Consider the following 24,563-nt stretch of genomic DNA (forward strand, 5'->3'; position numbering starts at 1 on the left):
TAGAATATTTTCTACGGAATGAATAAAATGCAATCATATGATGTTGTTATTGTTGGTGGTGGTCATGCTGGCTGTGAAGCGGCTTCAGCTTCAGCGCGTGTAGGAGCCAAAACAGCGCTTGTTACACATAAAATATCAGCACTGGGAACAATGTCGTGTAATCCTGCTATTGGTGGACTTGGAAAAGGGCATTTAGTTCGTGAAATAGATGCGTTAGATGGTCTCATGGGAAGAGCAGCAGATGCTGCTGGAATTCAGTTTAGACTACTTAATAGACGTAAAGGACCGGCAGTAAGAGGACCACGGACACAGGCGGATCGACAACTTTATAAAAAAGCAATTCAAAAATTATTAAAAGAACAAGAAAATCTTACTCTTATTGAGGATGAAGTTATTGATCTGGTTGTTAAAGATAATTGTGTATCAGGTGTTATTTTAAAAAAACAAGGAACAATTTTATCTGGTGCTGTTGTTTTAACAACAGGAACATTTTTAAATGGCTTTATTCATATTGGTGATAAAACATGGGCTGCTGGACGTATGGGAGATCAGTCAAGTGTGCAACTTGCTAAACGTTTAAAAAATTATCATATAAAACTTGGTCGATTAAAAACAGGAACCCCTGCTCGTTTGAGTAAAAAAACAATTGCTTGGGATCATCTTCCAAAACAACAAGCAGATGAAAATCCCATTCCCTTTTCTCTTTTAACAGAGAAAATTGAACAACCACAAATTGAATGTGCAATAACACGTACAAATGAGAAAACACATCAAATTATTCGCGAGAATATTTATCGTTCTGCTTTATATTCTGGAAATATTGAAGGGTTAGGACCACGTTATTGTCCTTCTGTTGAAGATAAAATTGTGAAGTTTGGAGAACGTGATGGACATCAGATCTTTTTAGAACCAGAAGGATTAAATGATGATACTGTTTATCCAAATGGTCTTTCTACTTCTCTTCCTGAAGATGTACAAATTTCTCTATTGAAAACCATTGAAGGGTTGGAAAATGCTATAGTTTTGCAACCTGGTTATGCTATTGAATATGATTTTGTTAATCCACAACAATTAACGAGAAGCTTAGAATTACGTTCTTTACCGGGTTTGTTCTTAGCAGGCCAAATTAATGGTACAACAGGATATGAGGAAGCAGCAGCACAAGGACTTTTAGCTGGATTAAATGCGGCACGTAAAGTAGGTAAATTAGATGAAATACTTATAAGTCGTTCTACCGCTTATATTGGTGTTATGGTTGATGATTTGGTTTCACGTGGTGTTTGTGAACCTTATAGGATGTTTACATCACGTGCTGAATTTCGTTTATCTTTACGATCTGATAATGCTGATACGCGTTTAACACCTTTGGCACAAAAATGGGGTATTGTGAGTGAAATACGTTGGGAATGTTATCAGAAAAAACAAGAACGCCTTGATCAAGCACGATCAATATGTCAAAATCTTTTTTTAACACCTAATGAAGCTTCTGCTCATGGATTACACGTTAATCATGATGGAATTCGGCGTTCCGCTTATGATTTTCTTGCGTATCCTCATATGACTTTAGAGCGTCTTTCAGATTTTTGGCCACAATTACAAAAAATTGATTCTAAAACAGCAGAGTCTTTAGAAATTGAAGCACAATATGCGGTTTATTTAGATAAACAAGCACAAGATATTGCCTCTCTTCAAAGAGATGAGCGGTTAGAAATTCCTTCTTCTCTTGATATTCAGGCAATTTCAGGTCTTTCAAATGAACTTAAATCAAAAATTCAAGAAGTGTCGCCGCGTTCAATTGCTGATGCACAAAAAATTGATGGCATGACACCCGCCGCGTTATCGCTTATTATTACATATATTCAACGTCAACGACGTGAAAAGGCTAAAACAGCTTAATGGATTTTTCTACAGAAAAAAAATATCAACAATTATTAAATATTGTTCCTTCTGTTTCACGTGAAACGATGGAAAATTTAATTCAGTTTGAGTCTTTAATACTTCAATGGAATGCACATATTAATTTGATATCTGCTACAACGATACCAGATCTATGGACACGGCATATTCTAGATTCAGCACAAATTTTTCCTTTGTATGCTCATTCTTTACATTGGTGTGATTTAGGATCAGGAGGAGGTTTTCCTGCAATTGTGATTGCTATCTTTTTGAAAGAAAAAAAAGTAGGACATATTAATCTTGTTGAAAGTAATGGGAAAAAAGTTGCTTTTTTGCGAACAGTTATTGCTCAACTTAATCTTCCAGCAACGGTTTATCACGCTAGAATTGAAGATGTATATCAAAAAATTCCCGTATCTGATATTATAACGGCACGGGGATTAGCGCCGCTCAATAGTCTTTTACAACTTATTTTTCCTTTATTAACAGAAAAAACAATCGCTCTTTTGCAAAAAGGTCGGGATTACGCTACAGAAATAAAAAATGCCTCTGCCAATTGGCACTTTGATCTGTTAAAACATAAAAGTAAAGTTGATGAAAATTCTGTTATTTTAGAAATTTCTCATATTCGATCATATAGAGGGTAGAGCAAAATGAGCGAAACACGAATTATCGCTATTGCAAACCAAAAGGGTGGAGTCGGGAAAACAACCACAGCAATTAATCTTGCAACAGCTTTAGCGGCTATTGGTGAAAATGTCCTTATTATGGATGTTGATCCACAGGGTAATGCTAGTACAGGTTTAGGGATTGATCGTAATAACCGTCCTTTATCTTCTTATGATGTTTTAGTTTCGGGAATTTCAATTACACAAGCGGCTTTAAAAACAGCAGTACCTAATCTTTATATAGTTCCCTCTACTCTTGATCTTTTAGGTGTGGAAATGGAAATTTCTTCATCACAAGATCGCATACAACGCTTACGTAAAGCTTTCTATGATGATCCGGAAATGGAAAAAAAATTCAATTATATTTTAATTGATTGTCCTCCCTCCCTTAATCTTTTAACACTTAATGCTATGGGGGCTGCGGATTCTGTTTTAGTGCCTATGCAGTGTGAATTTTTAGCACTTGAAGGTTTAAGTCAATTACTTGAAACAGTAAAACAAGTGCGATCCGTACTTAATCCATCTTTAGAAATCCAAGGTATCGTTCTAACAATGTATGATGGACGTAATAATCTTTCAAATCAAGTTGTTGAAGATGTACGTTCTTTTATGGGAGATAAGGTTTATCGTACTGTTATTCCACGAAATGTAAGAGTATCAGAAGCGCCCTCTTTTGGAAAACCTGTATTGCTTTATGATCTCAAATGTGCTGGGAGCCAAGCTTATTTGCGTCTAGCATCAGAAATGATTCAACGTGAAAAACAAGCACGTGCTGCTGCTTAAAAAAATCAACTAAAAATTTAAAGAGCAAAATTATGAATGATGATCAATCAAAAAAAAGACTGGGTCGTGGATTAGCGGCATTAATTGGGGATATCAGTTTAAACAGCGATCTTACACGTTCATCAAATACTGACAAATTTACAGAGTCCAATACAGCTTCTCCTGTTTCTGAACGATTTGTTCCACTTGAATCTATTTCGTGCAATCCACATAATCCGCGACGCCATTTTACCGATTCAGAACTTGATAATTTAGCACAATCAATTCGCCAGCACGGTGTTGTTCAACCTGTTATTGTAAGACCATCACGTGATCATCCTCATCGTTTTGAATTAATTGCTGGCGAACGGCGTTGGCGTGCTGCACAGCGAGCTAATTTAAATAAATTACCTGTTATTGTTCGCGATGTAGATGATAAAACGGCTTTGGAATTGGCAATTATTGAAAATGTTCAACGTGCCGATCTTAATCCTATCGAAGAAGCAATGGGATATGAAATTTTGCTGAATGAACATGGATATACGCAGGCAGATTTAGCACAAGTTATTGGAAAAAGTCGCAGTCATGTTGCTAATACGCTTCGTTTGTTAAAACTTCCACCAAAAGTACAACAATTCTTAACCGACGGGCAACTCTCCGCTGGTCATGCACGCTGTCTTATCACTGTTGAGAATCCACAGGATTTAGCCGAAAAAATTATTCGCGAAGGACTTTCTGTGCGCCAAACAGAAATACTTGCGTATGAACAGGCAAATCCAAAAGTCAAAAAACGAACTGCTGTTGAGAAAGATACAGAAACAAAATCTTTAGAAAAATTACTTGCAGACGTGATCGGAATGAAAGTGACTATTCGGCATGGCAAAAAAGGTGGTGATTTAAAAATACGCTACTCTTCACTAGAACAATTGGATGATATTTGCCGGCGTTTGCAAAACTAATTAATTGTCTAAAATAGCACGAATTCTATCGATATATTTTTGACTTAAATTAAAATTATCTGAAGGTATAGTATTTTTGAAGAGAATTTTTTATCTTCAAAGGCTATTATTACAGCTAAAGTTGTTTAAAGGGCCATGAGACCAATAACATAATCTTTAGGTGAGAGATTATATTTTCTTAAAAGATCTGTTAGTTTTGATCTAGCAGAAATAGAAAAAATGAACCCTTCAATGCTGTTATTATTTCCGGTATTGGATGCCTCTGGATCTGGAGGTAAATCCTCAATTTATTTGTTTTAGTTATTCTATTTTTGAGAGGAAATATTCTGTTAAAGGATAATTTATAATGATATTTTGATTGCTGCTAGGGAGAAAACAAATTGATTGTCTGTTTGCTTTTTCTTTGCCATTGTTAATTGAACATATGTAAAAAAAGGGAAAGAAAAAGCAAACACAATGCCAATTAAAACATTGTTTGAAATTTTTCTTTCTTTTTCGTCTGCGAAGTCAATCGTCTGTTCAAAATAGAACGAATTCTATTTACAACGACTTTTTAAAATAGCAAGTATTCTATACATATATTTTTTACCAAACTCTAAATTGTTTGAAACTACAGTATTTTTTTCATCAAAAGAAATCCCCTCTTCTTTAAGAAGTTCAAGAGGAGCTAAAACCGTTGTTAATGTTGCTTGAAGGGCGAGGGTTCCTATAGCAAAATCTTTAGGTGTTATATTATTTTTTCTTAAAATATTCATTAATTTTGGTTGATTAGAAATAGAAGCTACGAATCCTTCAATACTGTTGTCGTGTTCAATTTCAATATCAGGTTCTTTTTCAGTATCGGATACTTTTGATTCTGATGGTGAGTTTTCACACTCTTCTTTATTAATTTGTTCCATTTTTAAAAGGAAATCTTCTGTTAAGGCGTAATTTGCAATAACATGCGGGAACTCTAATTGTTTATCTGTTTCCTTTTCCTTTGCCATTGTTAGTTGAGTATGTATTACGAAAAGAAAAAGGAGAGACAAACGTAACACTAACTTGAACATGTTTAAAATTTATCCTTGTTTGCTAAGTCAATTAATTTTTTAAGTTAACAGCCACAAGTTTTTTCTACAACAGTATATATTCTATACATATGTTTTTTACCAAATTCCAAATTGCTTAAAAATACGGTGCTTTTTTCATCAAATTCAACCCAGATAAGTGACATTAATGTTCCCGCAAGCGCATTGCAACCAAGAAAAAAATCTCTAGGCGTGATGTTATTATTTTTTAAAATATTCATCAATTTTGGTTGATCAGAAATGTAAGCGGTAAATTCTTTAATAGTATTGTTACATGGGATATTAGATGCTTTCAACTCTGGCAGTAAATTTTCATACTCTTTTCCAATTTGTTCCATTTTTAAGAGAAAATCTTCTGTTAAGGTGTAAGTTCTAATGGAATACAGGAAATCGGATTTTTTGTCTGTTTCCTTTTCCTCTGCCATTGTTAGTTGAGTATGTATCACGAAAAGAAAAAGGAGAAACAAACGTAATACGAACTTAAGCATGTTTAAAAGCTATCCTTTCTTTTTCGAATTTCAGCAAAGATTTCTTCATCTGTTTCTTCTTCCATTGCGAGGTTCCTTCGCAACACACTATCATCCCAGCGGAGAAAGGGATTGGTGGCTTTTTCTCTCCCTAAGGTTACTGGTAAAGTCATAGCGTTTTTTGCACGTAGCAAAAAAACTTCTTCCACTCTTTGACGAAGCTTTTGATTATGTGGATCAAGTGTTAATGCGAAAAGAGCATTGGTTTTGGTATATTCATGACCACAATAAAGAAGTGTCTCATCGGGAAGTTGACGAAGCTTTTTTAAAGAGTTCAGCATTTGAGCAGGTGTTCCTTCGAAAAGGCGTCCACAACCGAGTGAGAAAAGTGTATCTCCAGCAAAGAGTAAACCTTTCTCAGGAAAATAATAAGATAATGCGCCCAAAGTGTGACCAGGTGTTGAGAGAGCCAAAAGTGGATGAGAACCAAAGAGAAGTTTTTCATCAGGTTGAAGTGTTTGATCAAGATGATGAATCTTTTCTTTTTCTGCTTCTGGTCCGATAACCATAGCGTTGTATACTTGTTTTAATTCTTCCAATGCTTCTACATGGTCGTGATGATGATGAGTTACAAAAATAGTCTGAAGCGTCCAGTTACGGCGTTTTAAGGCGTTATGAATCGCTTCACTTTCAGGTGCATCAATTGCAGCTGTGTAGCCACTTTTTTCATCATGAATGAGTACACCAAAGTTATCTTTTCGACAAATAAACTGTTCAATCAACATGTTTTTCTCCTGAACAGTGTTTGGTAATGAATCTATAAAATAATATATAGTGGTGAATTTTTTTAAGAATCAGATTTGTCCTCTTCTGTGAAAAGTCCTTTTGAATGTTTCATAATGATAGGCATTTGGGTAAGCATGAAAAGGACTGTTATAGGCATAACACCAAATACTTTAAAGCTGGTCCAAAAATTATCGCTAAAATTGCGCCAAATGATTTCATTCAAAAGGGCAAGAAAAACGAAAAAGAATGCCCAACGATAGGTAAGTTTTTGCCAGCCTAAATCATCAAGTTTTAATGTAGAATCAAGAGCATAACGTAAAAGTGGTTTTTTAAAACACATACCACCAAAGAGGATGAGCGCAAATAAGCTATTAATAATTGTTGGTTTCATTTTGATGAAAGTATCGTTGTGAAGCCAAAGAGTTAAAAATCCAAAGACTAGAACAAAGATTCCTGAAATAAGGGGCATAATAGGAATTTGTCGTGCAAGAATCCATGATAAGCTTAGAGAAATAATAATAGCTATCATAAAAATAGCTGTTGCAGGGAAAATAGGTTTGCTAAAATTTTGAAAAAATCCAATGTTTTTTATCAACCACTCGCCCTTATAATTGGCCAGAAAAAAGACGACTAACGGCCCCATTTCCAAGAAAAATTTTATGGTTGGTGAGAGAGGGATTTTCTTATTGTTATTCATATTTTTTTCAGAATTATTGTGTGAATTAGAGTTAGATAAAGGCTGTTTCATGTATGTTTTCCTGCGATAGTTTCGGCAAAGTCAGAAGCAGAAAAAGGTTGAAGGTCTTCAATATTTTCTCCTATACCGATAAAATAAACGGGTAATTTATATTTTGCTGCTATAGCGACAAGAATTCCTCCTCGTGCGGTCCCATCCAGCTTTGTCATGACTAAACCATTAACACCAGCAATATCACGGAAAATTTCCACTTGGTTGAGTGCATTTTGTCCGGTAGTTGCATCAAGCGTTTGAAGGATTGTATGGGGTGCTTGGGGAGTGTGTTTTTTTAAAACACGAATAATTTTTGCCAACTCATCCATTAATTCAGATTTATTTTGTAAACGCCCTGCTGTATCAATAATTAATACATCGCTGTTTGCTTTTTTTGCTTTTTCATAAGCATCAAAGGCTAAGCTGGCGGCATCTGCACCCAATTTTGTCGAAATAACAGGAGAATCAGTACGTTTACCCCAAATATGCAATTGCTCAATAGCTGCGGCTCGGAAAGTATCACCAGCTGCAAGCATAACTTTTAATCCCCCTGCTGTTAATTTTGCTGCAAGTTTTCCGATTGTTGTCGTTTTTCCAGTTCCATTTACACCTACCAGCAAAATAACATGAGGTTTATAGCTGAGATCAAGCTCTAATGGAATTGCAACAGGTTCCAGAACTTTTTTGACCTCATCAGCTACAATAGTATGAATATCGTCTGGGGAAAGATCTTTTCCGTAACGACTGGAAGCTAAAGTATTTGTGATGCGTGTCGCCGTTTCTACTCCAAGATCAGCTTGGATAAGGATATCTTCGAGCTCTTGCAATGTATCTTCATCAAGTTTTCTTTTAACAAAGAGGTCGCCAATTGATCCGCTTAGGCGTTGTGAAGAAAGAGATAGACTTTTTTTAAGGCGCCCAAACCACGCTATCTTTTTTTGTTCAACAGAAGGTTCAGATAAAATTTCTTCATTCTTTTTTTCACGGATGTCGTCTGTGACAATAATTTTACCAGAAAGAGGAATTTTATCAGAATGGGATTCTAGAAATGGAGATTTTTCATCATATTTTGTAAGTGTTGACTCTCGATTTTTTGTTTGTTCTTCTTTTTCTGTGTCTATAGAGATTTGGTTATTTTTTGTCCTTTCATTTTTGTCTTTATTTTCTTCCATTATATCGCTTTTATCAGGAATAGAAATCTGTTGTTCCATTTCCTGCTCTTGAGATTTATTAAAAGAGAATATTTTTTTTATAAAAGATTTCGTCATAAGAATTTTCCTGCTCAAGCAGCGTTTAATTTTGGAAGGACAGCAATCAATTTATCGCCATCATGATCAACGATAAGGGCTTGAACAATTGTTCCTACTTTTGCACCTTTAACTTGTACAAGAGTATAATCTTCTGTTCGTCCGATTTCATCTTTTTCAATGAGAACTGTTTGTAGACTGTTTTGCAAATGAGCAAGATGCTTTTGGTAAGCCTCCTCACCTGCTTTACGTAATTTTTCAGCACGCATCTTAACTATTTTACGGTTGATTTGTGGCATACGTGCGGCAGGTGTTCCTTCTCTTGGACTAAAGGGGAAGACATGGAGATGGGTTAAATTACAATCTTTGATTAAAACAAGACTGTTTTGAAACATCTCTTCTGTTTCTGTAGGAAAACCAGCGATTAAGTCGGCACCATAAACCATTGTAGGACGTTTGGCACGCAATTCTTGGCAAAATTGAATGGCATGTTCGCGTAAGTGTCGCCGTTTCATCCGTTTTAAAATCATATTATCACCTGCTTGCAAAGATAAATGCAAATGGGGCATGATCCTTGTTTCATAAGCTAAAAGATTGATGAGTTCTTCGTCTGCTTCAATAGAGTCAATAGATGAGAGGCGTAATCGCGCTAAGTCAGGGACATGATGCAAAATTGCTGAAGTTAATTTTCCCAGAGTAGCTTTTCCAGGAAGATCGTGGCCATAACTTGTAAGGTCAACACCTGTAAGGACAACTTCTTGAATACCCTCACCTATCAGCTTTTTAATTTGTTCTATGACAGCACCCATGGGAACTGAGCGAGATGGTCCTCGTCCATAAGGAATAATGCAAAATGTACAGCGATGATCACATCCGTTTTGTACCTGTACAAAAGCGCGGGTGCGCTCTTGCATTGCACTGACCATATGTGGAGCAATTTTTTGTACTTCCATAATGTCATTGATACGCACCTTTTCGGAATGGTTAATACCAAAATCAGGAAGTTGACGATAAGAATGGGCGTGAAGTTTATCTTCGTTTCCTAAAACGAGATCCACTTCTGTCATTGAGGCAAAATTTTGTGCTTCTGTTTGAGCGGCACACCCTGTTACAATGATACGTGCGTGAGGATTTTCACGTCGTGCTTTGCGGATAGCTTGTTTTGCTTGTCGCACAGCTTCGGCAGTGACAGCACAGGTATTAAAGATAATAGCACCATCTTTAAGCTGATCTAGCCCTGAAGAAGTACTTTCTTTACGAATGATTTCCGATTCGTAGCTATTAAGTCGACAACCAAAAGTTACAATTTCTATTGCCATCAGGAGTGATCCTTTTTGTAGCACCCTGTTAAAGGGCTTAAAAAACCACTAAATTGATATTTTATTGGTCCTGTCATAATAACATGATCGTCTTCTCGGTAAAAAATATTAAGTGTTCCCTTTGGTAAGTTTACATCAATATGGCGTTGTGTAAGACCACGACGATAAGCAGCCACTGCACTTGCACAGGCAGCACTTCCACATGCTTGTGTTAATCCTACTCCTCGTTCCCATGTCCGTAAATTTAGACTTTTCTTTGACGTTATGCAAGCAATGGAAATATTGCACTGTTCGGGAAATAGGGGATCATGTTCAAGTTTTGGTCCATATTTTTCTAATGGAATATGTTGAATATCATTTTCAACAAAAAAGATAGCATGGAGATTGCCAATGGATATGAGACAAGCATCTTTTAGAGGACCAGCCGTAATTTCTACGTGATTAGTATCAACTATTTCACGTGAAACAGGCATCTCTTTTGCATTGAAATTTGGGCATCCCATATCAACAGAAATGAGATTATCGGTTTGATATGTCCCTTCAATAATTCCAGCGGGAGTTTCTAAACGAAATTTTTCACCAAAATTGTGATCTTTAAGCCATGCAACGACACAGCGGGTACCATTGCCACAAGCTTTAGCCATTGATCCGTCGGCATTCCATATTTCTATGCGGAAGTCGGCTTTTTTCTGGGTTGGTGTGTGGATAGCCATGATTTGATCAAAGTGTATTTCGGGATCTGCTGACAAAGCAAGGATTGCTTGTGGTGTAAGAGCATGAGTGCTTTCACGCATATCAATAACAATAATTTGATTTCCAAGACCGTCCATTTTGCTAAATGGCGTTTTCATGAAACTTCTCTATTTCTAATGATTATTTATAAAGAGATATATGACTGAAAATCTTATAAATTTCTAGTCTTTAATAAAGATAAAATTGGGTACATAAATTATTTCGTTTAAAAATAAGTGATTTTAACCTGTTTTTTTTAATTTGTTAATTTATCTTTGTAAATATAACAAATATTCACTTAATTTTTTTGTGAACTTATTTATTGTCGTGGGAGAGAGTACAGATATGTCGTTTTCAAAAATTTCGTTTTTCGTTGCACTATCAACTGTAATGCTTTTAGGGGGATGTTCAACAACACGGTTTGACAGTAATGACGGTAGTAACGCATTAGAAGTTTTTTATCCATCTCAACAAATGACAACATTGGAAGTGTCTGATCTGTCATCTACTTCTTCGTCGATATCTGAGGCAGCAAACGCTTCGATGTATGAAAAAGGAGATTCTCAGAGTGATGGACGAATGGCTAGTCTCGAGTTGCCAAGTAATGCTACTGATTTATTTCCTGCAAGTGTTGCTGGTGTATGGAATCTTTCTATAGGGGGTAAAGTTTGCCGGATCGCAACGCCGCAAACAAAGTTTGGACAAGGGTACCGTGCTGGTCCTTTACACTGTCCAGGAATTGCTTCCCAAGTGAGATCGTGGGCTGTTAAAGGAAAAAGATTATATTTTTATAATAACTCTGGACGTGTTATCCTTGCTCTCTACTCTTCAAATGTTGATCGTTTTGAGGGACGTACACTTGATGATCATCCCGTTGTTTTAAGTCGTTAAATCATTTTTGATCGTTTATGAAAAACTAAGCTAGACGGGCAGATTCGTGAAAAGTATTTGTATTTTTCATTGAGAACGGTTTGAAAAGGTTATTTGGATGATTCTCGTTTCAACACGTTATAAAGAGCTTGTCTCTAAAGGGGAGGTTTGTTTTGATCCCGCTCAATTAGCTATAACAGAATATTTTGATCATTTATTAAAAAAAATTGCGGAACAAAACATCTCTCGTCCTTGGACTTGGATATTTTGCTCTTTCTTTAATAGAATATTTAAGAGGAAAAAACAAAACATCTCTTGTGTTGTAAAACAAGGGGATGAAAAAGGTTCTTTTCAGGGATTGTATGTTTTTGGTGAAGTAGGACGGGGCAAAACCATGCTGATGGATTTGTTCTTTTCTTGTTTGCCTAAAGGTCATAAAAAGCGTGCTCATTTTAATGATTTTATGACTGATGTGCATGAGCGTATTAATTTTTATCGTCAAGCATCTGGGGGTGAAAAGTTTAAACAAGATAATCCTATTTTAGCTGTTGCTGAAGATCTTGCACGAGAAGCAAAGGTACTGTGTTTTGATGAGTTTAGTGTAACAGATATTGCTGATGCTATGGTATTGGGGCGGCTTATTTCTGCTTTGTTTGATAAAGGAATTTTCTTTATTGCGACTTCAAATGTGGCGCCAGATAACCTTTATTATAACGGTTTAAATCGTGAACTCTTTTTGCCTTTTATTCAAGTTTTGAAAGCATATGTTCGTGTTGTTAATCTTGATGCAAAAACAGATTATCGTCTTGAAAAATCAAATCTACAGCCTGTGTATGTAGCACCTTTAGGGAAAAAAGCAGATGAATGCATGGATCAAGCATGGGCACTTGTATTGCAAGGACATAAGGAGATATCTGAAGAGCTTTCTATAAAAGGGCGCCTTATTCCTATTCCGCGTGTTGGTGCAGGATGTGCACGCTTTGATTATAGAGATTTATGTGCAAAGCCTTTGGCAGCGGCTGAGTATTTGGTATTAGGGGAGCGTTATCATACGATTTTTATTGATAATGTACCGGTCATGGATGATACATGTCGCAATGAAACAAAACGGTTTATTTTACTTATTGATATTCTTTATGAGCGCCACATACGGTTGTTTATGTCGGCTGCGGCAGAGGTGGGGGATTTGTATAAAGGGCATGCGCAGATTACGGAAACATTTGAATTTCAAAGAACACAGTCACGTCTTTTTGAAATGCAAAGCCACGATTATTTAAAACTTTGGGAAGAACATTTTCTTTTGAAGAAGAAGCATTGATTATACTTTTACCTTTACGTAAACTGTAAAAACAATAACTCTTTGAAATTAAAGAAATGTAATAATTCTGTTGTATTTTTTTAAAATTCACTTTATCGATACATCGTGATAATTTTCTAATAGTTGTTTCAGCGGAGGGTTGTTGTTTCTGTAAGGAGAAAAATTTGTAAATTTCATTTCTTTACTCCTTTTTATGATATTGTTTGAATATGGTTGAAGTCAAAAATATTCAGTATACGGACGCTGATGGGTGTGCGCTGAATTATCTAAAAGTTAGGAAAAAATAAAATGGCACGAAAAAAAATAGCTCTCATTGGTTCAGGTATGATTGGTGGTACTTTAGCACATATTATTGGGCTTAAAGAACTTGGTGATGTTGTTTTATTTGATATTGCGGAAGGTGTGCCACAAGGTAAGGCTCTAGATATCGCCGAATCTTCTCCCGTTGACGGTTTTGATATCAGTCTAAAAGGTGCTAATGCTTATGAAGCAATTGAAGGATCTGATGTTGTTATTGTAACAGCAGGCGTTGCGCGAAAACCTGGTATGAGCCGAGATGATCTTTTGGGAATTAATTTAAAGGTGATGGAACAAGTTGGAGCTGGAATTAAAAAATACGCGCCTTCAGCATTTGTTATTTGTATTACCAATCCCCTTGATGCGATGGTGTGGGCATTGCAGAAATTTTCAGGTCTCCCTACACATAAAGTGGTTGGTATGGCTGGTGTTCTTGATTCAGCACGTTTTCGTCATTTCTTATCTGAGGAATTTAAGGTCTCTGTTAAAGATGTGACAGCGTTTGTTTTAGGAGGGCACGGTGATTCAATGGTTCCTCTCGTGCGTTATTCAACGGTTGGTGGTATTTCTTTGCCTGATCTTGTAAAGATGGGCTGGACAACACAGGAAAGAATTGATCAAATTATCCAACGTACCCGTGATGGCGGTGCAGAAATTGTTGGTTTGTTAAAAACAGGTTCTGCTTATTATGCACCAGCAGCTTCTGCTGTTTCTATGGCTGAGGCCTATTTAAAGGACACTAAGCGTGTTGTGCCTGTTGCAGCTTATCTTTCAGGAGAATATGGGGTTAATGATACCTACGTTGGTGTTCCTGTCGTAATTGGTGCAGGTGGTGTTGAACGAGTCATTGAAATTGATCTTGATAAAGAAGAAAGAGATGCTTTTGATCATTCAGTAAATGCAGTTAAAAAGCTTTGTGAAGCTTGTATTGCTCTTGTGCCTAGTCTCAAGTAAATTGAACAAGATTTAATTCATTAAAACTAAGTATTTAGAATATTAAAACTTTAGGATTAATAATGATCCATAAAAGAAAAGGACAAATGCATGAATATCCATGAGTATCAGGCCAAACGTCTGCTTCATGAATATGGAGCACCAATTGCAAATGGTGTTGCTGTTTATTCTGTTGAGCAAGCTGAAAAATGGGCGGAAAAATTGCCCGGACCTCTCTATGTGGTTAAAAGTCAGATACACGCTGGTGGTCGTGGTAAGGGTAAGTTTAAAGAACTTGGTCCTGATGCAAAGGGTGGTGTTCGGCTTGCAAAATCTGTTGAAGAAGTTATTGCAAATGTTCAAGAAATGCTTGGTAAAACTTTGGTAACCAAACAAACGGGTCCAGAGGGTAAGCAGGTCAATCGTCTTTACATTGAGGATGGTGCTGATATTGAAAGGGAGCTTTATCTTTCACTTTTGGTTGATCGTAGCGTTGGTCGAATTGCTTTTGTTGTTTCAACAGAAGGTGGAATGGATATTGAAACGGTTGCTGAAGAGACACCAGAAAAAATATTCACGCTTCCCATTGATGCTGTAGAGGGTGTTACTTCGGTTGATTGTGCAAGACTTTGTGATGCATTGAAGCTACAAAGTAGTGCGCGAGAAGATGGTGAAAAGCTTTTTCCGATTCTCTATAAGGCATTTTGTGAAAAAGATATGAGCCTTTTAGAAATCAATCCGCTTATTGTGATGAAAGATGGTCGTTTACGTGTTCTTGATGCAAAAGTTTCTTTTGATAATAATGCTCTGTTTCGTCATCCAGATGTTTTAGAATTACGCGATCTTTCAGAAGAGGATCCAAAAGAAATTGAAGCATCAAAGCATGATCTTGCTTATGTTGCTCTTGAGGGTACAATTGGCTGTATGGTTAATGGTGCGGGTCTTGCTATGGCAACAATGGATATTATCAAACTCTATGGAGCTGAGCCTGCAAATTTTCTTGACGTTGGTGGTGGAGCGTCAAAAGAAAAGGTGACAGCTGCTTTTAAAATTATTACGGCCGATCCAAATGTTAAGGGCATTTTGGTTAACATTTTTGGTGGTATTATGCGTTGTGATGTCATTGCTGAAGGTGTGGTTGCTGCTGTTCGTGAGGTTGGTTTGAAGGTTCCCTTAGTTGTTCGTCTTGAAGGCACTAATGTTGAGCAGGGTAAAGCAATTATCAATGAAAGTGGTTTGAATGTTATTCCTGCTGATGATTTAGATGATGCTGCCCAAAAAATTGTTGCAGCTGTGAAGGGAGCTTAAGCTATGTCGATTCTTGTGAATAAAGAGACAAAAGTTCTAGTTCAAGGGCTTACAGGAAAAACAGGAACATTTCATACAGAACAGGCGCTTGCTTATCATGGTACGCAAATGGTTGGGGGTGTTAATCCTAAAAAGGGTGGAGAAATATGGGAAGGTTCAAAAGGCGAAACTCTTCCTATCTTTGCTAATGTTGCAGAAGCAAAGGAAAAAACAGGCGCGGATGCTTCTGTTATTTATGTTCCTCCTGCAGGGGCTGCGGCAGCTATTATAGAGGCTATTGAAGCTGAAGTTCGTTTAATTATCTGTATTACGGAAGGTATTCCCGTTATGGATATGGTTAAAGTGAAGGCGCGATTAGAAAACTCAAAGTCTCGTCTTATTGGTCCTAATTGTCCTGGTATTCTTACACCAAATGAATGTAAAATTGGTATTATGCCTGGTTCTATTTTTAGAAAAGGTTCTGTTGGGGTTGTTTCGAGGTCGGGAACTTTAACTTATGAAGCCGTTTTTCAAACGAGTCAGGAAGGTCTCGGGCAAACAACAGCGATAGGGATTGGTGGCGACCCTGTTAAGGGCACTGAATTTATTGATGTGTTGGAAATGTTTTTAGCGGATGATGAAACTCAGTCTATTGTTATGATTGGGGAGATTGGTGGTTCTGCTGAAGAAGAAGCAGCACAGTTTCTGCAAGATGAAGCAAAAAAAGGTCGTAAAAAACCGGTTGTTGGCTTTATTGCTGGCCGTACAGCTCCTCCAGGACGTACAATGGGACATGCTGGTGCTGTTATTTCTGGTGGTAAAGGTGGAGCAGAAGATAAAATTGCGGCAATGGAATCAGCAGGGATTCGAGTGTCTCCTTCACCATCACAGATAGGTAAGACTTTGATGTCAGTTTTGAAGGGCTAAAAGAAAATTTCACCTGAATAAGAAAAAGTTCTTAGATTCAGGTGAAAAAACTTGAGTATAAAAAGGTAAAACTTTTTTGAATGTTTGAATCATTGCTTGTTTTGTAAGCATTTAAAGGTCGAAAAGAGATATAAGGAGACGGAATAGATGTTCCGGAGAGGTATATGGCAAGGCAGGACGAAATAAATAGCCTTTTTGCACAGACATCATTTCTTTATGGTGGCAATGCGGATTATATAGATCAACTTTATGCTCAATATGAAAAAGATCCTACCAGTGTTGATTCACAGTGGCGTGCTTTTTTTGAAGGACTTCATGATAATAAAGAAGATGTTCTCAGAAATGCTGAAGGGGCAACATGGCAAAGTGATCATTGGCCAGTAAAGGCAAATGGAGAATTGGTTTCTGCTCTTGATGGTGATTGGTCTTCTCTTGAAAAATATCTTGGTGATAAATTAAAGGAAAAAGCAATAACAGGTGCTGCACAAAAGGGAAAAACTTCCAGTGAGCAAGATGTTATTCGTGCAACACGTGATTCCGTTCATGCAATTATGATGATTCGTGCGTTTCGAGCACGGGGGCATCTTCGTGCGCGGCTTGACCCTCTTCAATTGGCCGAAAAACAAGAAGATTATAAGGAACTTTCTCCAGAAGCTTATGGTTTTACTCCAGCTGATTATGAGCGTCCTATTTTTATTGATAATGTTTTAGGCTTGGAATATGCAACTATTCCACAAATGCTTGAAATTCTCAACCGTACTTATTGTTCAACAATCGGTGTGGAATATATGCATGTTTCTGATCCGGTTCAGAAAGCATGGCTTCAAGAACGCATTGAAGGGCGAGATGAAAAAATTTCTTTCACACAACAAGACAAGAAAGCTATCCTTAATAAGCTTATTCAGGCGGAAGGTTTTGAACAGTTTTTAGACACTAAATATAAAGGTACAAAGCGTTTTGGACTCGATGGTGGTGAAGCGCTGATTCCCGCTCTTGAACAGATTATCAAATGTGGTAGTGCTTTAGGGGTGCAGGAAGTTATTTTAGGAATGGCACATCGTGGTCGTTTAAATGTTCTTTCACAAGTTCTTGCCAAGCCGCATAGGGCTATCTTTCATGAGTTCAAAGGGGGATCTTATAAGCCTGATGATGTGGAGGGATCCGGTGATGTCAAATATCATTTGGGAACTTCAGCTGATCTTGAATTTGATGGTAAAAAAGTTCATTTATCGCTGTTGGCCAATCCATCTCATCTTGAGATTGTTGATCCGGTTGTTATAGGAAAAGCACGTGCTAAACAAGATCAACTTATGGGACCTGCACATACTGATTTACTCTCATTAAGTGAGCGTTCAAAAGTGATGCCACTGCTTATTCATGGTGATGCTGCTTTTGCAGGACAAGGCGTTATCCAAGAAACTTTTGGTCTTTCAGGTCTTAAAGGTTATCGTGTTGCAGGCTCACTTCATGTTATTATCAATAATCAGATTGGTTTTACAACATCTCCGCGTTTTTCACGTTCTTCGCCTTATCCATCAGATGTTGCAAAAATGATTGATGCACCAATTTTCCATGTGAATGGTGATGATCCTGAGGCAGTTGTTTTTGTTGCCAAAATAGCGACAGAGTTTCGCCAAATTTTCCATAAACCAGTGGTTATTGATATGTTTTGTTATCGCCGTTATGGGCATAATGAAGGTGATGAGCCTTCCTTTACGCAGCCGCTTATGTATAAGGCAATTCGTAATCATAAAACAACACTTCAGCTTTATAGTGACCAATTGGTAGCAGAAGGGGTGATTTCTTTAGAAGAGATTGAGCAACAAAAAAAATTATGGCGCGATAAGCTTGAAGGTGAATTTGAAGCAAGTGCTTCTTATAAGCCTAATAAGGCTGATTGGCTTGATGGAAGCTGGACGGGACTCAAAGCTTTTAGTAGTTCTGATGAACAACATTCTAGAACAACCGGTGTTGAATTAAAAATTTTAAAGGAAATTGGTCAGAAAATTGTCGAAATTCCGGCAGATTTTCACGTTCACAAAACCATTCAACGTTTTTTAAATAATCGTGCTAAAATTTTTGAAACCGGTGAGGGTGTTGACTGGGCAACCGCTGAAGCTCTAGCTTTTGGTTCACTTTGTTTGGAAGGAGCACCAGTTCGTCTTTCCGGTGAGGATGTTGAACGGGGAACTTTTTCACAACGTCATTCAGTTCTTTATGACCAAGAAAATGAGGCGCGTTATATTCCTTTGAATCATTTACAAAAAGGGCAAGCGCTTTATGAAGTTGTTAATTCTATGCTTTCTGAAGAAGCTGTTCTTGGTTTTGAATATGGATATTCTCTTGCTGAACCACGAGGATTAACACTTTGGGAAGCACAATTTGGTGATTTCTCTAATGGTGCACAGGTCATTTTTGATCAATTTATTTCATCCGCGGAGCGTAAGTGGCTTCGTATGTCTGGTCTTGTGTGTTTATTGCCTCATGGTTTTGAAGGGCAAGGGCCGGAGCATTCTTCTGCACGTTTAGAACGGTTTCTTCAACTTTGTGCGGAAGATAATATGCAGGTTGCTAATTGTACAACCCCTGCAAATTATTTTCATATTTTGCGTCGACAAATTAAGCGTGATTTCCGTAAGCCATTGATTTTGATGACACCGAAATCACTTTTGCGTCATAAGCGAGCTGTTTCTCTTCTCAATGAAATGGGGCCGGAAACAAGTTTCTGTCGTGTGTTGCTTGATGATGCAGAATGTCTCAAAGATTCTGTCATTAAGTTGCAGAAAGATAATAAAATTCGCCGTGTCGTTCTTTGTACTGGTAAGGTTTATTACGACCTTTATGAAGAACGTGAAAAAAAGGGTATTGATGATGTTTACCTCCTTCGTGTTGAACAACTTTATCCTTTCCCTGCTAAAGTTTTGGTGAATGTGTTGTCGCGCTTTTTGCAGGCGGAAGTTTTTTGGTGCCAAGAAGAACCAAAAAACATGGGGGCTTGGTCATTTATTGAGCCTTATTTGGAATGGGTTTTGACGCATATTAATGCGCAATATTCACGTGCTCGTTATGCAGGACGTCCTGCGAGTGCGTCACCGGCCTCTGGGTTAATGGTGAAACACCTTGAACAACTGGCTGCGTTTCTTAAAGACGCGTTAGGTTCTTAATTTATTACTACTCTGATGTATGGAAAAATATTATGACTACTGAAATTCGTGTTCCTACTTTGGGCGAATCGGTTACCGAAGCAACGATTGGCAAATGGTTTAAAAAACTTGGCGAAGCTGTCGCTATGGATGAGCCTTTGGTTGAATTAGAAACTGATAAGGTGACCGTTGAAGTTCCTTCTCCTGTTGCGGGAAAATTATCTGAAATCATTGCAAAAGAAGGCGATACGGTTGAAGTAAATGCTCTTTTAGGAGTGGTGGAAGCTGGAGAAGCTGGTGTCTCCCAATCATCTTCACCTTCTGCTACACTTGTTCCAGCGGCTTCATCTGAATCAGAGAAGCCTGCTTCGAGCAGTACAATGCCTCCTTCTCCTTCAGCAGCAAAATTGATGGCTGAAAATAATGTTTCAAAAAGCGATATTTCAGGTTCTGGAAAACGTGGACAAATTCTTAAAGAAGATGTTCTTGGTGGATTAAAACAAAGTACAAATGCCTCTACACCCTCTTCTTCTGCGACGAGTTCTTCGGCAGCTCCTGTCCAAGAAACACGTGAAGAGCGGGTTCGTATGACGAAATTGCGTCAAACAATTGCTCGCCGTCTTAAAGATGCACAAAATGTAGCAGCAATGTTAACCACATTTAATGAGGTTGATATGTCAGCGGTGATGGATTTGCGCAAGCGTTATAAGGACCTTTTTGAAAAGAAACATGGTGTTAAACTTGGTTTTATGGGCTTTTTTACCAAAGCTGTTTGTCATGCATTAAAAGAACTTCCTGCTGTTAATGCCGAGATTGATGGGACAGATATTGTTTACAAAAACTATGTCAATGTTGGAATTGCTGTTGGAACGGATAAAGGGCTTGTTGTTCCAGTAGTGCGAGATGCAGATCAAATGTCATTGGCAGAGATTGAAAAAGAGATTGGTCGTTTGGGACGTCTTGCGCGTGATGGAAAATTAGCCGTTTCTGATATGCAAGGCGGAACTTTTACCATTACCAATGGTGGTGTGTATGGATCGTTGATGTCAACACCGATTTTGAATGCACCACAGTCTGGTATTTTGGGAATGCATGCGATTAAAGAGCGAGCAATGGTTGTTGAGGGCCAAGTTGTGATCCGCCCCATGATGTATTTAGCGCTTTCTTATGATCACCGTATTGTGGATGGGCAAGAAGCTGTAACTTTCCTTGTGCGTGTTAAGGAAAGCTTAGAAGATCCGGAACGCCTTGTTCTTGATTTGTAAAATACAGTTTTCAGGATGAAAGGAGAAACGGATGTCTTATGATGTGGCTGTGATCGGAGCAGGTCCAGGAGGTTATGTAGCAGCAATAAAGGCTGCACAACTGGGGCTTAAAGTAGCGATTATTGAAAAGCGTACAACATTAGGAGGAACATGTCTCAATGTTGGTTGTATTCCTTCTAAAGCATTGTTGCATGCTTCAGAAGTGTTTTCTGAAACCCAGCATGGTTTTGAAACGCTTGGTATTTCTATTGGTAAATCTAAGCTTAATCTTGAACAAATGATGGTTCATAAGAAAGCTGTGGTGACAGCCAATACAAGTGGCGTTTCTTTTTTGATGAAAAAAAATAAAGTTGATACTTTTTTAGGAACAGCCAAAATTTTGAGTGCGGGTCATGTGGAAGTTGTTGCCAGAGATGGTAATAAACAAACAATTGAAACAAAAAATATTATTATTGCTACGGGTTCAGAGAGTTCAGGCATTCCAGGGGTGAATGTTGAAATTGATGAAAAGACTATTGTTTCTTCTACGGGAGCCCTTTCACTTGAAAAAGTACCAGAGCATATGATTGTAGTGGGTGCTGGTGTTATTGGTTCAGAACTTGGATCAGTTTGGAGCCGTTTAGGTGCTAAAGTTACCATTATTGAGTATCTTAATAAAGTTTTGGGCTCAATGGATGGTGAAGTTTCACGGCAATTTCAGAAATTAATGGAAAAACAAGGGATAGAATATAAGACGGGAACAAAAGTAACAGCTGTTACACAATCTGGCTCAACTGCTCAGGTGACTTTTGAAGCCGTCAAAGGTGGTGCAGCTGAAACTTTAGAGGCTGATGTTGTGCTTATTGCTACTGGACGTTCTCCGTATACGGAGGGGCTTGGCTTACAAGAGGCTGGTGTTCAGTTAGATGAACGCGGATTTATTGCAATTGATGCCCATTGGCAGACGAATGTTCCAGGAATTTATGCGATTGGTGATGTCGTAAAAGGGCCAATGTTAGCGCATAAAGCAGAGGAAGAAGGCGTTGCTGTGGCAGAAATTTTGGCAGGTCAAAAAGGGCATGTTAATTTTGATGTCATTCCTAGTGTTGTTTATACGCAGCCGGAAATTGCGAGTGTAGGAAAGACAGAAGAAGAGCTAAAAACTGCTGGTATTGAATATAATGTTGGCAAATTTCCTTTTATGGCTAATGGTCGTGCTCGTGCAATGCAAAAGAGTGATGGGTTCGTTAAAATCCTTTCTGATAAAAAAACAGATCGGGTATTAGGGGGGCATATTCTTGGATTTGGTGCTGGTGAAATGATCCATGAAATTGCAGTTTTAATGGAATTTGGTGGTTCATCAGAAGATCTGGGGCGTTGTTGCCACGCACATCCTACCTTATCAGAAGCCGTGCGTGAGGCAGCTTTGGCAACATTTGCTAAACCACTTCATATTTAAAAATCTTTTAAAAAGTACATTTTAAAAGGCATAGGAGGCAGAAAATATTTGTGAAGCATACAACAACATTTTAAAACTTTAAAAAGGAATACAACCAATTGTATTGAAATATTCCGTTTGTTGTATGCTTTTCGATAATTACTGTTTTAAAATTCAGTTGTGTAGTTTTTATTGATTATCCTGTTGTGCATTATCGTTTAGAGCGGTGGTGTTTGGTTGGTTTATGTAAAGTTTTACATATGGGGTGGTTTTTATACTATTATAAAATATTTAGGATAGGGTTTTGAGCCTATTTACGTGCTTTGTTTTAAGAACACATCTCTCAAAATGCGCAAACCTACTTCACGATGGTGCTCGTGAATGGTATGGCTGTAAAGTTCCTCTTGAAATATATAAAATTCATTCAAATTGTTATAAGACCTATTTGTGCATCATCATCTTTATGTTTAGTTAAACGTATACGCTGACATTATAATGCACTTTTTCAGTTCTCAATATTGCTAAAGCTCTTTATTATTTGAGAGTTTTTATAAGAGAAATTTTTATTCTTTTCTTATTTTTACTCACACGCTTGCTCTGTTTGTGATGTGCAGACAAAAGATATTAATTGATTCAATGTGAGAGAGTTTGTGATAAGAGAATATTACAGTTTTCAGCGTTATGAATCAAGTTGAAAATGATATTTATTGTTATAAATCAATGTTTTATATATGAAAATGAATCATGTGAAGAGGGAAGCCAAGAAGAATTCGCTCAAAGAAATTTAATTGTTTAATGATTGGAGTGGGTTAAGGATCTTTGTCATTTAAGATAAAGGGGGGAGGGATTGAATACTCTACAAAATACCACTCTTTTTTAAAAGAGCGGTATTTTTATATCTTTTCTTTATCACACTATCTTTTTGATGATAATGACAAGTTATACAGTGTGATTAAATTAGTTTTTGCTTCTCTGTTTTTCTTGATCATTGCTTGTTATGTCTTAGAAAGATGATATGTCTCTTCTTTAAGGTTGTTAAGAAATCGTAATGTTGCCAAAATATAACGAATAGCTAAAATTTTTTTGAAAACCATAATTACATGAGAATATTAAGTTTGTTTTCATTGGGCAGTTTTCTGATAACTTAAAAAATCAAGCATATGCTTTCTATAGGTATAAATTTAAAATTCTAATTTTTTATCCTCTTGTTGTTCTCTTATAAAAGTGGGAAGCCCCATACGATCAAGATATTTAAGGAAAGGGTGGGGTGGTAATTCCTCTACATTGACCATAGTCTTAACATCCCATTCGCCTGTAGCAATGAGAAGGGCTGTAGCAGCAGCTGGTACGCCAGCGGTATAGGAAATGCCTTGTGCTCCAGTTTCATGAAAAGCTTGTTTGTGATCGGCTATATTATAGATAAAAATTTCTCTTGGGTTTCCATCTTTTTCGCCTTTAATAAGATCTCCAATACAGGTTTTTCCTGTGTAGTCTGGGGCGAGAGAGGAAGGGTCGGGTAAGACGGCTTTCACGACTTTCAAGGGCACGACTTCTTGACCTTCTGCCGTTTTAATCGGTTGTTCGGATAAGAGTCCGAGGTTTTTTAGAACCGTAAAAACAGTGATATAACGTTCACCAAATCCCATCCAGAAACGGACATTCTCCACATCGAGATTTTTCGATAATGAATGAATTTCATCATGTCCTGTCATATAGGCTTTTTGTTTTCCAACAACGGGAAGATCCCATTCATGGCTGACTTCAAACATTTTATTGGAAGTCCATTTTTTATTTTGCCATGACCATACTTGTCCTGTAAACTCACGGAAGTTAATTTCTGGATCAAAATTTGTAGCAAACCAACGCCCATGATTTCCGGCATTAATATCAATAATATCAATATCTGTGATTTTATCAAAATAATTATCATGCGCTAATGCTGCGTAAGCATTCACTACACCTGGGTCAAAACCTGCTCCTAAAATAGCGGTTATACCAGCTTTTTCACATTCTTGACGCCGAGGCCATTCATAATTGCCATACCAAGGAGGTGTTTCACAGATTTTCAAGGGGTCTTCATGAATCGCTGTGTCGATATAAGCGCATTTGGTTTCAATACAAGCTGAAAGAACAGACATATTAAGAAAGGCAGAACCAACATTAATGACAATTTCGCATTTGGTCTTTTGGATGAGCTTTATAGTTTCTTCTACATTCATGGCATTGAGCGAATGGCTTTTGAGAACACCCTGTTCTTTCATTGTGTTTTTTTCTTTAATAGAAGCAATGATGGCTTCACATTTTTTGAGTGTTCGTGAAGCAATATGAATTTCACCAAGAATATCGTTGTTTTGAGCACATTTGTGTGCAACAACTTGTGCAACACCTCCAGCACCAATAATGAGAACATTTTTTTTCATTGTAGGTTCATCTCCTTTTTAATACTGTTGTATGACGTTTTTATGGTTGATCT

General features: G+C 37.4%; 20 protein-coding genes. 12 read left to right on the plus strand and 8 right to left on the minus strand.

Annotated elements, in window-relative coordinates; all coding sequences use genetic code 11:
* Positions 1-27 precede the first annotated feature (27 nt).
* Genes mnmG through ACFIJ8_RS02280 form a run of 4 tightly spaced genes read left to right on the plus strand, consistent with a single transcriptional unit; the run spans position 28 to position 4,285 of the window.
* Entirely contained in the window at positions 28-1,896 is a 1,869-nt protein-coding gene (mnmG, locus tag ACFIJ8_RS02265; RefSeq protein ID WP_375638896.1) for a tRNA uridine-5-carboxymethylaminomethyl(34) synthesis enzyme MnmG, read from the plus strand.
* Entirely contained in the window at positions 1,896-2,543 is a 648-nt protein-coding gene (gene rsmG, locus ACFIJ8_RS02270) for a 16S rRNA (guanine(527)-N(7))-methyltransferase RsmG (RefSeq protein ID WP_273787548.1), read from the plus strand. Before mnmG ends, rsmG begins: the two co-directional genes overlap by 1 nt.
* A gap of 6 nt (positions 2,544-2,549) precedes the next feature.
* On the plus strand, positions 2,550-3,347 hold the full coding sequence (locus ACFIJ8_RS02275) for a ParA family protein (protein ID WP_273787549.1): 798 nt from the start codon (positions 2,550-2,552) through the stop codon (positions 3,345-3,347).
* 32 nt (positions 3,348-3,379) lie between these two features.
* A complete protein-coding gene (locus ACFIJ8_RS02280) occupies positions 3,380-4,285 on the plus strand; it encodes a ParB/RepB/Spo0J family partition protein (RefSeq protein ID WP_026500155.1) in 906 nt (301 codons plus the stop codon).
* A 536-nt stretch (positions 4,286-4,821) separates the two neighbouring features.
* Here the strand turns inward: ACFIJ8_RS02280 and ACFIJ8_RS02285 are convergent.
* From ACFIJ8_RS02285 to dapF, 7 genes are all read right to left on the minus strand, one after another.
* Positions 4,822-5,334 carry a hypothetical protein gene (locus ACFIJ8_RS02285; RefSeq protein ID WP_375638899.1) on the minus strand — a complete coding sequence of 171 codons (513 nt, stop codon included), beginning with the start codon at positions 5,332-5,334 and terminating at the stop codon, positions 4,822-4,824.
* 44 nt (positions 5,335-5,378) lie between these two features.
* Positions 5,379-5,777, minus strand: a complete 399-nt coding sequence (locus tag ACFIJ8_RS02290; RefSeq protein WP_375638901.1) for a hypothetical protein — start codon at positions 5,775-5,777, stop codon at positions 5,379-5,381.
* Between the two features lie 65 nt (positions 5,778-5,842).
* Positions 5,843-6,604, minus strand: a complete 762-nt coding sequence (gene gloB, locus ACFIJ8_RS02295; RefSeq protein ID WP_375638903.1) for a hydroxyacylglutathione hydrolase — start codon at positions 6,602-6,604, stop codon at positions 5,843-5,845.
* A 62-nt stretch (positions 6,605-6,666) separates the two neighbouring features.
* Complete coding sequence (locus ACFIJ8_RS02300; protein WP_375628057.1) at positions 6,667-7,353, minus strand: septation protein A; 687 nt, start codon at positions 7,351-7,353, stop codon at positions 6,667-6,669.
* Positions 7,350-8,603 carry a signal recognition particle-docking protein FtsY gene (ftsY, locus tag ACFIJ8_RS02305; RefSeq protein ID WP_375638905.1) on the minus strand — a complete coding sequence of 418 codons (1,254 nt, stop codon included), beginning with the start codon at positions 8,601-8,603 and terminating at the stop codon, positions 7,350-7,352. The genes ACFIJ8_RS02300 and ftsY overlap by 4 nt, the downstream gene beginning before the upstream one ends.
* 14 nt (positions 8,604-8,617) lie before the next feature.
* Entirely contained in the window at positions 8,618-9,901 is a 1,284-nt protein-coding gene (mtaB, locus tag ACFIJ8_RS02310; protein ID WP_273787554.1) for a tRNA (N(6)-L-threonylcarbamoyladenosine(37)-C(2))-methylthiotransferase MtaB, read from the minus strand.
* Complete coding sequence (dapF, locus tag ACFIJ8_RS02315) at positions 9,901-10,752, minus strand: diaminopimelate epimerase (protein ID WP_015857109.1); 852 nt, start codon at positions 10,750-10,752, stop codon at positions 9,901-9,903. Before dapF ends, mtaB begins: the two co-directional genes overlap by 1 nt.
* A gap of 226 nt (positions 10,753-10,978) precedes the next feature.
* Here dapF and ACFIJ8_RS02320 point away from each other — a divergent pair, with 226 nt between their 5' ends.
* The 8 genes from ACFIJ8_RS02320 to lpdA all read left to right on the plus strand — a co-directional run bounded on the left by ACFIJ8_RS02320 (position 10,979) and on the right by lpdA (position 22,111).
* Positions 10,979-11,524, plus strand: a complete 546-nt coding sequence (locus ACFIJ8_RS02320) for an AprI/Inh family metalloprotease inhibitor (RefSeq protein WP_273787556.1) — start codon at positions 10,979-10,981, stop codon at positions 11,522-11,524.
* Positions 11,525-11,621: 97 nt separating this feature from the next.
* Entirely contained in the window at positions 11,622-12,821 is a 1,200-nt protein-coding gene (zapE, locus tag ACFIJ8_RS02325; RefSeq protein ID WP_273787557.1) for a cell division protein ZapE, read from the plus strand.
* A 288-nt stretch (positions 12,822-13,109) separates the two neighbouring features.
* Positions 13,110-14,072, plus strand: a complete 963-nt coding sequence (gene mdh / locus ACFIJ8_RS02330; RefSeq protein ID WP_015857106.1) for a malate dehydrogenase — start codon at positions 13,110-13,112, stop codon at positions 14,070-14,072.
* A gap of 90 nt (positions 14,073-14,162) precedes the next feature.
* Positions 14,163-15,359, plus strand: a complete 1,197-nt coding sequence (sucC, locus tag ACFIJ8_RS02335; RefSeq protein WP_375638909.1) for an ADP-forming succinate--CoA ligase subunit beta — start codon at positions 14,163-14,165, stop codon at positions 15,357-15,359.
* Positions 15,360-15,362: 3 nt separating this feature from the next.
* A complete protein-coding gene (sucD, locus tag ACFIJ8_RS02340; protein ID WP_273787559.1) occupies positions 15,363-16,265 on the plus strand; it encodes a succinate--CoA ligase subunit alpha in 903 nt (300 codons plus the stop codon).
* Positions 16,266-16,429: 164 nt separating this feature from the next.
* On the plus strand, positions 16,430-19,429 hold the full coding sequence (locus tag ACFIJ8_RS02345; protein WP_375638912.1) for a 2-oxoglutarate dehydrogenase E1 component: 3,000 nt from the start codon (positions 16,430-16,432) through the stop codon (positions 19,427-19,429).
* Between the two features lie 32 nt (positions 19,430-19,461).
* The gene (odhB, locus tag ACFIJ8_RS02350) at positions 19,462-20,673 is read left to right on the plus strand and encodes a 2-oxoglutarate dehydrogenase complex dihydrolipoyllysine-residue succinyltransferase (protein ID WP_273787561.1); all 1,212 of its coding nucleotides are present in this window, start codon (positions 19,462-19,464) and stop codon (positions 20,671-20,673) included.
* A 31-nt stretch (positions 20,674-20,704) separates the two neighbouring features.
* Positions 20,705-22,111, plus strand: coding sequence for a dihydrolipoyl dehydrogenase (gene lpdA / locus ACFIJ8_RS02355; RefSeq protein ID WP_273787562.1), 1,407 nt, complete (start codon positions 20,705-20,707; stop codon positions 22,109-22,111).
* Between the two features lie 1,160 nt (positions 22,112-23,271).
* Here lpdA and ACFIJ8_RS02360 read toward each other — a convergent pair.
* Positions 23,272-24,510 carry a saccharopine dehydrogenase NADP-binding domain-containing protein gene (locus ACFIJ8_RS02360; RefSeq protein WP_375628067.1) on the minus strand — a complete coding sequence of 413 codons (1,239 nt, stop codon included), beginning with the start codon at positions 24,508-24,510 and terminating at the stop codon, positions 23,272-23,274.
* Between the last annotated feature and the right edge of the window lie 53 nt (positions 24,511-24,563).

It is taken from the genome of Bartonella sp. MF74HXZ (assembly GCF_042194445.1).
GTDB classification, from domain to species: Bacteria; Pseudomonadota; Alphaproteobacteria; order Rhizobiales; family Rhizobiaceae; genus Bartonella; species Bartonella grahamii.

Excerpts from the sequence above, each read along its gene's own strand:
- mnmG (WP_375638896.1), top strand. The coding sequence starts at position 28 with ATGCAATCATATGATGTTGTTATTGTTGGTGGTGGTCATGCTGGCTGT.
- rsmG (WP_273787548.1), top strand. The coding sequence starts at position 1,896 with ATGGATTTTTCTACAGAAAAAAAATATCAACAATTATTAAATATTGTT.
- ACFIJ8_RS02275 (WP_273787549.1), top strand. The coding sequence starts at position 2,550 with ATGAGCGAAACACGAATTATCGCTATTGCAAACCAAAAGGGTGGAGTC.
- ACFIJ8_RS02280 (WP_026500155.1), top strand. The coding sequence starts at position 3,380 with ATGAATGATGATCAATCAAAAAAAAGACTGGGTCGTGGATTAGCGGCA.
- ACFIJ8_RS02285 (WP_375638899.1), bottom strand. The coding sequence starts at position 5,334 with ATGTTCAAGTTAGTGTTACGTTTGTCTCTCCTTTTTCTTTTCGTAATA.
- ACFIJ8_RS02290 (WP_375638901.1), bottom strand. The coding sequence starts at position 5,777 with ATGGCAGAGGAAAAGGAAACAGACAAAAAATCCGATTTCCTGTATTCC.
- gloB (WP_375638903.1), bottom strand. The coding sequence starts at position 6,604 with ATGTTGATTGAACAGTTTATTTGTCGAAAAGATAACTTTGGTGTACTC.
- ACFIJ8_RS02300 (WP_375628057.1), bottom strand. The coding sequence starts at position 7,353 with ATGAAACAGCCTTTATCTAACTCTAATTCACACAATAATTCTGAAAAA.
- ftsY (WP_375638905.1), bottom strand. The coding sequence starts at position 8,603 with ATGACGAAATCTTTTATAAAAAAAATATTCTCTTTTAATAAATCTCAA.
- mtaB (WP_273787554.1), bottom strand. The coding sequence starts at position 9,901 with ATGGCAATAGAAATTGTAACTTTTGGTTGTCGACTTAATAGCTACGAA.
- dapF (WP_015857109.1), bottom strand. The coding sequence starts at position 10,752 with ATGAAAACGCCATTTAGCAAAATGGACGGTCTTGGAAATCAAATTATT.
- ACFIJ8_RS02320 (WP_273787556.1), top strand. The coding sequence starts at position 10,979 with ATGTCGTTTTCAAAAATTTCGTTTTTCGTTGCACTATCAACTGTAATG.
- zapE (WP_273787557.1), top strand. The coding sequence starts at position 11,622 with ATGATTCTCGTTTCAACACGTTATAAAGAGCTTGTCTCTAAAGGGGAG.
- mdh (WP_015857106.1), top strand. The coding sequence starts at position 13,110 with ATGGCACGAAAAAAAATAGCTCTCATTGGTTCAGGTATGATTGGTGGT.
- sucC (WP_375638909.1), top strand. The coding sequence starts at position 14,163 with ATGAATATCCATGAGTATCAGGCCAAACGTCTGCTTCATGAATATGGA.
- sucD (WP_273787559.1), top strand. The coding sequence starts at position 15,363 with ATGTCGATTCTTGTGAATAAAGAGACAAAAGTTCTAGTTCAAGGGCTT.
- ACFIJ8_RS02345 (WP_375638912.1), top strand. The coding sequence starts at position 16,430 with ATGGCAAGGCAGGACGAAATAAATAGCCTTTTTGCACAGACATCATTT.
- odhB (WP_273787561.1), top strand. The coding sequence starts at position 19,462 with ATGACTACTGAAATTCGTGTTCCTACTTTGGGCGAATCGGTTACCGAA.
- lpdA (WP_273787562.1), top strand. The coding sequence starts at position 20,705 with ATGTCTTATGATGTGGCTGTGATCGGAGCAGGTCCAGGAGGTTATGTA.
- ACFIJ8_RS02360 (WP_375628067.1), bottom strand. The coding sequence starts at position 24,510 with ATGAAAAAAAATGTTCTCATTATTGGTGCTGGAGGTGTTGCACAAGTT.